A 12444-nucleotide genomic window follows, 5' to 3' on the forward strand; every position below is an offset into this window, starting at 1 on the left:
CCGAGGCTTTCGGCCGTTGAACGCCTTGTTGAATTAATCAGCCGCAACGCGATAGCGTGCGGTTCCTGCGCACAAACTCAGGCCGTAGCGGAAGCCGCCGAGGCTTTCGGCCTTTCGTGGCCGCCTACCGAAACGCTTCGTGAGTTCCGGTTCGCCAATCGACCTGATATTAATCATCGTTTCGGGGCGAGTGCGACCTTGGGTGATTCGATCTCCGCCGTGGGAATCATGTCTGCGTCCAAGTCACCGAGGGCGAACTGGATCCCGTCGAGCATGTGTTTGACGATCACCGGACTGGCAAAGGTGTCTTCACGATGGCCAAAGTTCGTGTAGAACACACGACCTTCGCCAGCTTTGCGAACCCAGGAAACGGGGACTTCGCGAGGCCCGTCGTCGATCCGGCTCGAGACGGCATCCTGTGTCATGTCTAAACTGACCAGAATCCGCAGCACGTTCGGGCCCACATATGACTCGGGCTTGTATTGGTAGATCTCGTCGGAATGCCAAAAGCCCTTGCCGTCGAATGCGGCGTTGAGCACGTGCTCGGGATCATCCAACTTGAACGCCCATTTCCCACCAGCGCCCCAGGGGTGTCCGGCAAACGTGCCGCCGATCAGTGCTAAGCAGTCCGGGTGGCGATTGAAATTATCGCTCGCCGCGTGAAAACCGATCAGTCCCTTGCCCGCTAAGACGAAATCCATGAACGCATCTCGGGCAGCCCCCGTCGGGAACTGCATCTTGGTCGTGTTGTTCAGTAGGATCGCATCGTATTTGGCAAGGTTTTCTTCGGAGAACACGTCGTACGTGTCCGCAAAGTCCGCCTCAAACGCACCGGTCTTGTCCGCCATTTCCCGCACCGATTCATTTGCATGTGGGATCGACGTGTGGATAAAGCCGTCACAACGGTAAAACACCAGCACGCGTCGAGCTTGTTTTGGGGCCACCACGGGGGCTGGGATGGCGTCTCGGATCGCGTTCTTCTGGGCCTCCGAAAGCGGTTTGAAACGCTGTGCTTTTTTGGTTTCCCAGGAATCGTTCTGGGCGAACGACGCGTCGGGAATCAACGCAGAAATCGCAAGGGATGCGAATAACGCAAGAACAAACCGTGAGCGACCGAGGGTCATTGCAAAACCTGGCGGGAGAGGGAAAGGTGGGCGAATGTTTGGTGGGGTTAGTCGGAACCGAACCCGGCTGGCATTGGTATTGGCTCGACACCAAACCAGTAACGCAAGCGTGCGGACTGCCAATGGGCGGGCTGAAGGGGGTGTGCTGAGCGGCCATCGATAGCTCGATTCCAAACTCAAACGGCGGGCATCGCCCATTCTAGTCTCCTTTACAGATCAGACGCAAAAGTTCACGCTCATAAAATGCCTAGGAATTTGCCTGATTCGGAATCAAACCACTACCAATTGCTCGACTTTGGCGATGGGCGAAAGTTGGAACGCTTTGGGATGCGCGTTTTAGACCGACCTTCACCTGCCGCGGAAGGGTTGCGGCGCGCCGATCGATCGCTTTGGCGGGACGCTGATTCCGTGTTCGATAAATCTGCCAAGCGGTGGCATCATCGCCGAGCCTGGGACGCCGCGTTCCGACTGGATTGCGACGGCTTTGTCATGCCGATCAGTCCTACGCCGTTTGGGCATGTCGGCGTGTTCCCGGAACAATCGCCCAACTGGGCCTGGCTGAGGCAAAACTCGCTATCAAGCATCGACGCGGCCCGAACGCCCGGGAGTGACTCGAATTCTGATCCGTATCCACAAGGCTTGAACCTGTTTGCCTACACCGGTGCAAGTACGATTGCGATGGCGGTCAGCGGATTAGCCGTCGCCCATGTCGACGCCGCCAAGCCGAATGTTGCTTCCGCCAAGATCGCCGCAGAAGCAAATCAATTGAATAACCATCCGATACGCTACCTGGTCGACGACGCTGCAAAGTTTGTCGCCCGCGAAGTTCGTCGGGGGCGACGTTACCAAACGATTGTGATGGACCCACCCGCCTACGGGCACTCGCCGCGCGGAAAAACTTGGCGGCTGGAACGAGACCTCTGGCCATTGCTCGATCATTCCATCGAATTGCTCGATCGATGCGCATTTCGATTGTTGATCACTGGCCATTCACCTCAGGTCGATGCCGGTGACGTTGTCGATTACTTGCGGTCAAATTTGCCATCACAAGTTGGGGTCGGACGCGGTAAACTTGCACGGGCGATTCAGTTCGACCGGCTGACGATTGCGACACCCGGAGGGCGGCGACTCGACTTCGGTTTTTTTGTTCGTTTGGCGATCGATCAAGATCGTTGACCTAAGAACGGCAAATGAATCCGTATCCACTTATTAACCGAGGACACCGAATTTGATGATCGGCAAGCTCCCCCAGACGAGCGACCAATTGCAGCGACTGGTCGATTGGTTTGCGAACCTGGACGTTGTCGTGGCGTTTTCCGGGGGGGTGGATAGCAGCGTCGTCTTGGCGGCGGCTTTGCGGAACTCATCTGCTTCGGTCACCGCGGTCACGGCGGTTTCGCCCAGCGTCGCCCAGTGGCAAGTCGAAATCGCCAAACGGGTTGCCGAGGAGCTCGGTGTTCCCCATCGCTTGATCCCAACCGGGGAGACGGATCTGCCCGCCTACCAAGCCAACGACCGTGACCGATGCTTTCATTGCAAGTCAACGCTTTACGCGACCGTCTTTGACCGGATCGAAGCGGAGAAAAAAAACGCGGTTCAATCCGCCAACGCGACGGATTCGGCGACAAAACGCAATTGGCTCATCGTGTCGGGGACCAACGCCGATGACTTGGGTGATTACCGGCCCGGGATCGCCGCCGGCGACGCCGCTGGGATCCGTAAACCCCTAGCTGAATTGCAGTTCGGAAAATCGCAAGTGCGTCAATTGGCAAAGGAATTGGGACTTTCCAATGCTGACCTACCCGCGTCACCCTGTTTGGCCAGTAGAATTGCGTACGGTGTCGAAGTGACGGTGGACCGCTTAAAACGCGTTGAGTCGGCAGAAACCCTGCTCCATCAGCATGGCTTTACCATCTGTCGTGTTCGATTGCACGAAGGCGAACTAGCCAGGATCGAAGTACCGGCGGATGCAATACACCGATTTTGCGAACCAAGGTTGTGGGGCTCCATTACGAAACAGTTCAGAGAATTCGGATTCCAATACGTGACGTTGGATCTGGAAGGTTTCCAAAGCGGAAGCCTGAATCGCCCCCTGGTTTCGATCGGGGACAGCGATCGTTCACCACAGCGACATCAAGTCAAAGGGATTGAACCGTCGCTACGGTAAAGATATTCATTTCATTTGCGAAAGACGCTGCCAAACCAGCATGAATGAATCAGAGTCGTCATCGAACCAATCTGGGGAAACGCCAACGATGGCGTTGCCGACGTCGATAGGCGGAAGTTTGGTCGGTTCGCACTTGGCCACCTACTTGATCCTTAGTCGTCTCGGACGTGGCGGGATGGCCGAAGTCTACGCCGCACGCGATTTGAATCTCGATCGCGACGTCGCCGTCAAAGTTCTCCGTCCGGAGCTCTCCAAAGATCGCGACTACATCGCGCGCTTTCGCCGCGAGGCAAAGGCGGCCGCCAAACTCAATCACACCAACATTGTTCAAATCTACGACGTCGGTGAAATCGACTCGCGGCACTACATCGCTCAAGAACTCGTTCAAGGCCAGAATCTGAAAGAGTACTTGGTTCGCCACGGTCCGCTCACTCCCGAGCAAGCGATCGAAGTGCTCTACGGAGTCGCCTCGGCACTCGACGCCGCGGCGATCGAAGGCATCACGCATCGCGACATCAAGCCCGAGAATGTGATGTGGTCAAAAAGTGGTGCCGTCAAGGTCGCTGATTTCGGGTTGGCACGCCTTGGAAATGACAACGACGGCAGTCGCGCCGACCTGACGCAAGCTGGTTTGACGATGGGGACGCCACGGTACATGAGTCCCGAGCAGGTCCAAGGTCGGCCAGTCGACCCGCGCAGCGATTTGTACTCGCTCGGCGTGATGATGTATCACCTGCTCGCCGGTTCTCCGCCGTTTGATGCCGATGATCCGCTCGCGCTAGCGTTTGCCCATGTCAACGAAACTCCCAAACCGATCGATCGCGTCCGTGGCGACAAGGATGTTCCCGAATGGTTGATCGCGATCATCTTAAAACTGCTTCGCAAAGATCCTGCCGACCGCTTTCAATCAGCCGCCGAACTTCTCGAAGCGATCTCCGGTGATGATGTCGATCGCCCCGGTCATGCCCGACGCTTAATTGGCGCCGCGAATGCCACCGCGCGGCTGCAGCGGGTCGCCGACGAACAACGACGGCAATCGCAACAAGCACGCCGTAAAATGATCGCAATTGCCGCGATGCCGCTCGTCTTCTGTGGACTCGGTGTCCTCGTCGCATCACAAATTCGCCAACCAGGTTTGTCCGAATACTTGGCGCCCGATGGTGTCACCCAGTTGGACACCGTCGAAGAACAGTTTCTCGAAGCGGTTTCAAAAGATAAGGTCGCGTATTGGGAAGCGATCGCAAAATTCTTCCCCCCAAGCGAAAGCTCGATTAATCGGGCCTACTCGGCAAAGGCGCAACTGCAACTTGCCCGTTGGTATGTCGAGCATGACCAGTTGCGAACGGCTGACCAAGTACTCGGCCAATTGACCAGCGATCCCAACGTCGACCGGAAATATCAATTGATCGCGTGGGCCCGTCGCGTCCTGGTGGCGAACCAAATGCCGGACGCCAAATTACTCGACGAAGCGAAGTTGCAATTCGAATCGCTTTATGCCGAATTGATGGCCAGTAATTCCGACGCAATAGAAATGGTCGATCGACTTTTTAGCTATCGCGAACAAGCGATTCTGGGAATGAGCCGGGATACATAACGACGTCGATCTGGCGTACATTGGTGCTCCCTGCCACGCCTGATAATCAACGCATCATCGGCGGGGAACCTTCCGCCTTCTGAAGTTGCGTTTTTTGGTTGTGCGACAAGCGACGAAGCAAATGGGTTTCGCTTGTCACAACCACATGCATTCACTTTCCCGCAAGCGTGACGGAGAAGGGAAACGCGATTACGTTCGACTGCTCACTCCCACCATTGCGACGTCATGAATCCGATCAAAGCGGCCGCCGTTCAGTTCAATCATCGTCCCGGCGACAAAGACTACAACCTCGGACGCGTTCGGCACTTCGTTCAAGAAGCTCGTCAACAAAATGTTCATTTGATTACATTTCCAGAGATGTGTCTGACCGGATATTGGCATGTTCGCAACCTGTCCGAAGGGGAATGCCGAGTGCTTGCCGAACCGATCGAAGGGGGCACATCGACGACGGCACTGAAGAAAATGGCCGTTGAATTTGACATGACGATCGGGGCCGGCTTGATCGAACTCGCCGACGACGGTCGGATGTTCAATAGTTATGTCGTTGCGATGCCCGACGGTGAAGTCGCCGTACATCGAAAACTGCACTGCTTCATCAGCGAGCATTTATCATCGGGAACCGAATTCACAGTTTTCGATATTCCTCAAGGTGCTCGCGTCGGCGTGCTGATCTGCTACGACAATAACATCGTTGAAAATGCTCGGATCAATGCACTGATGGGCGCGGAGATTTTGCTCTCCCCGCATCAAACCGGCGGATGCGACTCGCCCAGCCCACACTGTATGGGAGTCATCGATACAGAATTGTGGGAGAACCGGCACGCCGATCCCGATGCGATCGAGGCTGAATTTCAAGGCCCCAAGGGCCGCCAGTGGTTGCACCGCTGGTTGCCGGCACGGGCTCATGACAATGGGTTGTTTCTCTTGTTCAGTAACGGCGTCGGAATCGATGATGATGAGGTCCGCACCGGCAATGCGATGATTCTCGGCCCATACGGCGAAACGTTGGCTGAAACATGGAAAGCCGACGACATGATGGTCGTTGCCGATCTGGATCCCACGCTTCAACCGACCAGCACTGGTCGTCGTTGGCTCAAGTCAAGACGACCAGACTTATATCGCCCATTGACCATCGCAACGGGGCACGAAGAAGACACACGCACCATTCGCTTCCGCAAAGAAAACTGAGCGATCCCAGTGTAGCCATTGGTATCGATTCACCGACCGGCGGCGGTCAGTGACGTTTCCAAACGCCAGTTAAGAGTCCTGACCCCTTTTTAGGTCCAGCCGAAGAAACGCTCTTGCGCTTTCTTGGATTTGACCTCTGTGCCGTCGTCCAGTTCGACCATTCGATGACTGTACTTTCCACCCATGTTCGATCCGTCGGCGTAGAATGAGTCATAGGTCGCGTAGAGACTGCCTTTGTAACCGAGGACACAGCTCGCCTTTAAGCCTCGGCTAAATAGTTCACGTGCCATTAGCTTGGCGAACGATGGATTCCCCAAGGCGCTGTAGCAAACGTCACAAGCGATCGTGCCCAAATATCGCTTCTTAAGCCCTTTGGCAATCATCATGTCGACCACTTCGGTGTAGCTTCTGTCTGCACCTCCGGTTCCGTGATCGGCCGCAATTTCTGGGTCCCCGATGTCGCCATGTCCGGCGATATGTATCCGCGTTCCAAAGCCACATCCCAATGCGGCCAGGGGCGTCCCCGGGCTATCCAAATAAACCATCGTCCACGTTCGTTTGTGGTGGCTCGCGCCTTTTTGAGCGTTGTTCTGCTCGTATTCCGTCTTGAAGTTTCCGGCTTGGTTTTCGTTCCAGGGAATGAACGCAACACGATTTTGTGCCATCAGCTAGTTCCACAGTGAAAGGGAGGTTTCGACAGAGTTCGACGAATGTTCCGAAGTACTTTTTGGGTAGGTCATCACCGCGAAGTGCTTGGGGAAATTGACTTTCACGTCGATCGTCGGCGATCAGTGATTCGGAGACCTGACGCGGATACGAATCAAGTGACGACGAAGGCAAATTCCATCAGTGCGACTCGACGCATCGGCCGTCACACTTCGATCGTTTCTTGACGTTGAATGCCGCATCAACGAATACCCCGCACGGGTCACTCACCAAATTTTTTGGGAGTTGGCAAAATGACATCGGTTTGGGGGGGGCAATAACTGAGACGAACGCCCATCGCCAACTCGATGACATCCGGATTCTGGATTGCAACGAAGGACAACCTGTCTCGAACATTTGATGTGACGTCGGAGGGTCAACGCTGAAACCTAGGATGGAAACCTTCAGCTGGTCGAGATTCGCCTAGAAAAAAACGCCGATTCCTCGCGACAAAACTGTGCGACGGCTTCGTGCGGTCTATCAGACCCTTCGCCATCGGTCCGATCGCGATCGAATCCATTTCCAGTTTCCTTACGTCGTACGGTATCAAGGATGACGACGTGTCGGGCGGAACGCCTCGACTACCCTCGTTACTGAAAACCAGGTTTCAGCCCTCGAGCATTTTGCCGATCAATCCCAGAAGAAAACCAAGGACGGCGCCCAAGGGGGGGAGACTGCTGTTTTTCAACCTTGCTTGCGGGGCGATGTCTTCGAAAACCAAGTACAGAATGCCTGAGGCCGCAAACACTTGCATCCAGCCGAGGACGCGAGGTTGTTCGGCAAAGAAAAAGTATCCAATCGCTCCCATCAACGGACCCAGCATTGCCGCAGCGGTAAACCAGAAAAGGATCTTTCCCCGCATCAAACCGCCACTGAGAAGTTCGCGGTAAGAGTTAAATCCTTCGGGGAGATTCTGGAGGGCAATGATCGCCGCCAAGAGCAAGGCCCCTGATTCGCCCGTCGCAATGACGGCCCCGAGCGCGATTACTTCCGGGATAAAATCCGTCAACATTGCGACGAGCTGCGATGAGGATGACTCGCTGCGATCGAGCCAAACTTGCAGGCCCCAAAAAACGAGACCACCGGACGCAAATGCGATGGTCGATTCCCAAGTCGCGATTGTCTTGATGCCTTCGGGAACCAATACCAAGGCGACCGCCGAAATGAGTGCACCGCCGCCGAAAGCAATCACCGTGTGACGCAGTTCTTCTTCTAACCATTGAGGTCGGATCGATTCCACCGATGCGATCCAACCGCCAACCGGAATCGCACCTCCGGCGATGGCGGTCAGTAGTATCAACTGCACGATGGGTTCAGAAAGCATCGACGGTCGTAGGCTGAAAAGTCATTAGCGAAATCTTTGGTTCGAACGAGCAAGCGTCGGTCGTACGTCATCTTAGTCATTCGAAAAGCTAGGGCGTCGTCGAGCGATGAATCATCATCAGAATTTAGGATTAGCCGAATGACGTTTGCCACGGTTGCGAAGCAATAGCCGGGTGAACACTCGTCGGCCAACATGCCGAACCCCACATTGAAGCTAAATGGAGTGAAGCTAGGCGAAGCCGTGGGGGCATAAGGCGACAGTCCGTGGATGCAACTGTGCGTCAACGCGTCTGCCTACGGAAGCACATCAACTAACTCGCTACTTCTTCACCTTGCGAGAACTACTAGCGAAGGAACTCTAGTAAACCAAGTGAGGAGATGTTGGCGGTCACGGCGTACGTGTACTGAAGTAGCGCCTGCGAGTTTTGCATGCGGATAACGGCATCGGGAAAGTCGGTCCCTTGCACTTCGGAAATCGATGTTTCGGTCGATAGCATCAAGTCTTCGACACGTATCTCAATCGACTGCATGGTGCTTAGCGATGTGCTTTGTTGCCCCATCGCTTCAAAAATCTGACTTGCCGCAAGATCCAGTTCGGTCCAACGCCGGTTCAATGCCTCGGATGCTTCTGACGCCGAAATGTCGCGTTGGTTTCTGAGATCGTCTGCGGTCGCGCTAAGGATTTGAAAGAGGTCCGATGTCCCTGGGAATTCCAAGTGGTCATCACCGGCGTATTGGATGTTGGTCGTATCGATGGTGGTGTAACGACCGGTAGTCGAGTCGGTGATCACCTGTTGTCCGGTAAAGCTGATCGGTACCGTCGTCGCGCCATTGTCGACACTGAGCGTTCCCGAAGCTTGTAAGTTGACTTGCCCGGAAAACCCGGCAGAAATGCTGGTGGTGTTCACATAGACGGCTTGGCCGCCGGGACCTTCGACGCGAAGATCGGTATCGGCACTGGTGAATGAAACCGGATCGCCGCCGTTAAGCGACACCGTTCCGAACGCACCGGTACCGCTCGTGTCTTCGATCGTCAATTCGTGGGCGCCCAGGTTTCCGATCACGGTGTCACCACCGGGGGAACTTACGCCGGTCGCGACGCCGGAAGCCCCAAGATAGCTTGTCGCCGTGTGGCGTACCTGAAGCGTTGATCGACCGATCAGTGTATCAGTACCGCCGCCGTGCTTCGCACCGCTGTAGCCAACAAGAATGGTTGATTGACGCCCCGAAGCACCAAAGATTTCTTTTCCCGAGTACAACGTATCGATCGAAATCGATTCACCGATATGAGTTTGGCTGCGCTGACTTGAACCGATGTAGGTCGAGATCGGTAGACCGTCTTCAAACGTCGGTGATGAAAATTCGTAGGGCGGTTGATCGGATCGGGTGCCACCGAACAAATAGTTCCCGTTGAATTTGGTCGTGCTAATCGACTTGGCTTGTTCCAATAACGCTTCGATTTCGGTCGCCAACGATTCACTTTCATCGGGATCGAGTGACTGGATGCCTTTTTGCACCAAGGTTTTCGCGTATGTGACCAAATCGGACGCATCTTGCAGGTGGGAGACGCTTGTGTTTAAGGTCGACGTCGCGATCTGGATCGATTGTTTGTCGGCCTGTAGCTTCACATATTCCGTTTTTAGGGAGCGGACCTGACGAAACTCGAGAGGCGATTCTGACGCGGCGTGAAATTTCACGCCCGAAGAGATTTCCTTTTGTGCTTGGAACAGCGTTGCGTTGTGCAAGTTGGAAAATCGGATCGCGTTTCTGGTAAAGCCGGCGGTGGTGACGCGAGTTGTCATGAACGTTACCTGATGATCGAGAATAGCTCGTTGAGCATGTTGTCCGTCGTTTGGATGATCCGCACGGCGGCTTCGTATGATTTTTGATACTGCTGCAGATAAACGATTTCCTCGTTTAGATCGACCGCCGATGTCGCATCACGTTCCTCCTCCAAACGAAGCTTATACGTGGTCAAGCTTTCGTTGAGACGAGTGTTCGATTGCACTTGGAATCCGATCTCCGTTGCAATCTCATCGAGGTATTCCGAAAACGTTCGGTCCCCCGGCATCACAGTCGCATCGCGGATGGCGATGAATGCTGGCAGGTTGGATGTATCTGAGAGGTCGCCTGTTTTTCCCGCCGCCAAGCGTGTCGGATTATCGAGAAGTTTCGAATCCACTTCGATGGTGCTCGCGTCCACTCCGGAAAAGAATGAATTGAGCTGTAAGCCTGACGTCAATCCGACTTGGTCAGGGTCGCCGACGAAGGTCGACGAAAACTCATCGGCATGATTGAGCGTTCCGGCACTGAATGCAACTGTCGTTCCGTTGGGCAGTTCGATCGGAGAACCTGCTTCGTAGCCCTCTCCGACATTCAGCTGCGCGACCGGTTCGCCGACCGAGTCAAACACATTGACGATCAACCCGGTACCACGCCCGATCGTTCCCGATCCGTCGACCCGGAAGGTGTAGGTCTCGTTGCTGTCGCCATCATAGGTGCCGCCAAGTTGCGCGACGCTGGTGCCGGTAACGGACGACAAGTCCGGTTCGGTATCGACTCCGCCGGCAAAGTCGAACGACAAGCCGGGCAAGGCAGAGATTTGAAGTTGATTGGTCGCCGCGCTGACCGAAGCCGATAAACCCGATAACCCGGAGATTTGCGCCGCGACGTCGTCGAGACTCTCGACGTCCGGATCGATGGTGATCGTATGAAGCTGGCGAACGCCATTCGCATCGGTCACGCCGATGGTAAATTCGCCGGCTTGGAGATCGGCATGTTCGATCACCGTGGAAAGCGGATCTGTCGACGAGTCAGAAACGATGTTCCCGATTAAGTTCTGAAAACCACCGTCCGGCCCGACGCCAGTTCCGTGCACTTGGTTCATCGTGTTGATCAAGCCATTGGCAAGCTCATTCAGCTTTTCTTCAAAGGCGGGGATCGTTTCGTTGTAGGCGGTCAGCAATGCCCCGATTCGTCCGTTGTCCAGGGTCAGCGGGGTTTGCCGTTCGTCCATATAGATTTCGAGCTGTTCCGGCGAACCACCCACTCGGATCGAGTTTTCGTTGACGCCCTGTTGAACGGAGTGCCGCCCGATCATCAAACTTAGCGTGCCGTCTTGTCGTTCACTACGAACCAAGCCGACCATTTCGGCAAGGCGATTGAGTAGCGCGTCGCGTTCATCGAGTTCGTTATTGTGCTCGAGGTCGCGGGCTTCGAATCGCGAGATCTGCACGCTCAGATCGCTCAATTGAGCTAACTCGTCATTAACGTTCTCGACTTCGTTGTCGACTTGCAAGCGAATTGTCTTTTTCAGATCCTGCAGCTGCGAGACGGTGTTTCGGATCGCTTCGGCAAATTGTTGACCGGACTCCAGAACTGCTTGACGCTGGGTCGCTTCGTTGGGGCCGGACGAAAGATTGGTAAACTCTGATAGAAGCTGATTGAGGGTATCGCCGATGACGTTGTCACCGGCTAACAACGTCGATTCGATTTTATTTTCGATGTTCAGCGAAGCTTCAACGTAGCTGACATCGGAGATCACGCTGGTCAGGGTCGATTCGGTGACTTGATCATGAAGTCGACGAATGTAATTGACCTCAACGCCGTTGCCGATGCGATGTCCGGCGACCACGTTGGGATTCAAATTGGCGAGTTCGACGCGGCGGCGGTGATATCCGGGAGTATTCGCATTGGCCACGTTGTTGGAGACAACATCGAGGGCCACTTGAGCGGTACGGAGCGCGGTCAAGCCGATATTAAAACTGGTCATGCTTAGCAATTCCTTCCGAAGATTTTCTCGGCCGGCAATTTCGTCGATTGCCCGTCTGCTTGGTAACCTTGGCGGTCGTCGGTGCACTGCAAGACGCCCATCAAGTATCGTCGATGGAAATCCATCGAATAGAAGATGACGGCTTGATTCGCTGTCAGCGTATGCCGTGCTTGCTCAATTCGGTCTCGTACCGCAATCCGCCGTTGATCCAACGATTCGACCTGATGGTCCGACGCTTGGCGGATCAATTGGCGTAGACCTTGAGACTGTGGTTTGGCAGAGTCTTCTGATTCGGGAAGTTGTTCGAGCAATCTCTCACGTGATTGCCGGCTCTGTTCAGAACGCTCACGTAGCCGATCGATTAACGGCGTGACCTGATCAAGGACTTCCGGGGTCGGCCCCCTGACACCTTGCTTGTTCAGCATGGTGGTCATCGCCTGATTTAACTCTTCGAGCGTTTCGGCCAAGCGTTCTTCGAGCGCGAGGTGTCCTTCGAGCATTTCATCGTATTGATCGGTTTGCAGTCTCATGGTGACTCCATCAATTTGTGGGGTGAATCAATCACAACCCG

At 54.9% G+C, this 12444-nt stretch carries 10 protein-coding genes; 4 read left to right on the forward strand and 6 right to left on the reverse strand.

Annotation, left to right across the window (positions count from 1 at the left end; genetic code table 11):
* Positions 1-173 precede the first annotated feature (173 nt).
* Entirely contained in the window at positions 174-1124 is a 951-nt protein-coding gene (locus FYC48_RS23785) for a ThuA domain-containing protein (RefSeq protein WP_160149739.1), read from the reverse strand.
* A 243-nt stretch (positions 1125-1367) separates the two neighbouring features.
* Here FYC48_RS23785 and FYC48_RS23790 point away from each other — a divergent pair, with 243 nt between their 5' ends.
* The 4 genes from FYC48_RS23790 to FYC48_RS23805 all read left to right on the forward strand — a co-directional run bounded on the left by FYC48_RS23790 (position 1368) and on the right by FYC48_RS23805 (position 6073).
* Positions 1368-2300, forward strand: coding sequence for a class I SAM-dependent methyltransferase (locus FYC48_RS23790; protein ID WP_149499288.1), 933 nt, complete (start codon positions 1368-1370; stop codon positions 2298-2300).
* A gap of 55 nt (positions 2301-2355) precedes the next feature.
* Entirely contained in the window at positions 2356-3291 is a 936-nt protein-coding gene (larE, locus tag FYC48_RS23795) for an ATP-dependent sacrificial sulfur transferase LarE (protein WP_149499289.1), read from the forward strand.
* 40 nt (positions 3292-3331) lie between these two features.
* Complete coding sequence (locus FYC48_RS23800) at positions 3332-4885, forward strand: protein kinase domain-containing protein (protein WP_149499290.1); 1554 nt, start codon at positions 3332-3334, stop codon at positions 4883-4885.
* A gap of 225 nt (positions 4886-5110) precedes the next feature.
* Positions 5111-6073, forward strand: a complete 963-nt coding sequence (locus FYC48_RS23805) for a nitrilase family protein (protein WP_149499291.1) — start codon at positions 5111-5113, stop codon at positions 6071-6073.
* Between the two features lie 89 nt (positions 6074-6162).
* On the opposite strand, the gene FYC48_RS23810 is transcribed toward FYC48_RS23805, so the two are convergent.
* The 5 genes from FYC48_RS23810 to flgN form a co-directional block, all read right to left on the reverse strand.
* Positions 6163-6738, reverse strand: a complete 576-nt coding sequence (locus tag FYC48_RS23810; protein WP_149499292.1) for a hypothetical protein — start codon at positions 6736-6738, stop codon at positions 6163-6165.
* A 647-nt stretch (positions 6739-7385) separates the two neighbouring features.
* Positions 7386-8102, reverse strand: coding sequence for a ZIP family metal transporter (locus tag FYC48_RS23815; protein WP_149499293.1), 717 nt, complete (start codon positions 8100-8102; stop codon positions 7386-7388).
* A 343-nt stretch (positions 8103-8445) separates the two neighbouring features.
* Complete coding sequence (locus tag FYC48_RS23820) at positions 8446-9903, reverse strand: flagellin N-terminal helical domain-containing protein (RefSeq protein ID WP_149499294.1); 1458 nt, start codon at positions 9901-9903, stop codon at positions 8446-8448.
* Positions 9904-9908: 5 nt separating this feature from the next.
* Positions 9909-11873: a flagellar hook-associated protein FlgK gene (gene flgK / locus FYC48_RS23825; protein ID WP_149499295.1), complete on the reverse strand. Its 1965-nt coding sequence runs from the start codon at positions 11871-11873 to the stop codon at positions 9909-9911.
* Positions 11874-11875: 2 nt separating this feature from the next.
* A complete protein-coding gene (gene flgN / locus FYC48_RS23830; protein WP_149499296.1) occupies positions 11876-12403 on the reverse strand; it encodes a flagellar export chaperone FlgN in 528 nt (175 codons plus the stop codon).
* Between the last annotated feature and the right edge of the window lie 41 nt (positions 12404-12444).

The sequence above is a fragment of the Roseiconus lacunae genome (assembly GCF_008312935.1).
GTDB classification, from domain to species: domain Bacteria; phylum Planctomycetota; class Planctomycetia; order Pirellulales; family Pirellulaceae; genus Stieleria; species Stieleria lacunae.

Bases quoted from the DNA above. Each gene is read 5' to 3' on its own strand.
- FYC48_RS23805 (WP_149499291.1), top strand. From the start codon at position 5,111: ATGAATCCGATCAAAGCGGCCGCCGTTCAGTTCAATCATCGTCCCGGC.
- FYC48_RS23820 (WP_149499294.1), bottom strand. From the start codon at position 9,903: ATGACAACTCGCGTCACCACCGCCGGCTTTACCAGAAACGCGATCCGA.
- flgN (WP_149499296.1), bottom strand. From the start codon at position 12,403: ATGAGACTGCAAACCGATCAATACGATGAAATGCTCGAAGGACACCTC.
- flgK (WP_149499295.1), bottom strand. From the start codon at position 11,873: ATGACCAGTTTTAATATCGGCTTGACCGCGCTCCGTACCGCTCAAGTG.
- larE (WP_149499289.1), top strand. From the start codon at position 2,356: ATGATCGGCAAGCTCCCCCAGACGAGCGACCAATTGCAGCGACTGGTC.
- FYC48_RS23800 (WP_149499290.1), top strand. From the start codon at position 3,332: ATGAATGAATCAGAGTCGTCATCGAACCAATCTGGGGAAACGCCAACG.
- FYC48_RS23790 (WP_149499288.1), top strand. From the start codon at position 1,368: ATGCCTAGGAATTTGCCTGATTCGGAATCAAACCACTACCAATTGCTC.
- FYC48_RS23785 (WP_160149739.1), bottom strand. From the start codon at position 1,124: ATGACCCTCGGTCGCTCACGGTTTGTTCTTGCGTTATTCGCATCCCTT.
- FYC48_RS23810 (WP_149499292.1), bottom strand. From the start codon at position 6,738: ATGGCACAAAATCGTGTTGCGTTCATTCCCTGGAACGAAAACCAAGCC.
- FYC48_RS23815 (WP_149499293.1), bottom strand. From the start codon at position 8,102: ATGCTTTCTGAACCCATCGTGCAGTTGATACTACTGACCGCCATCGCC.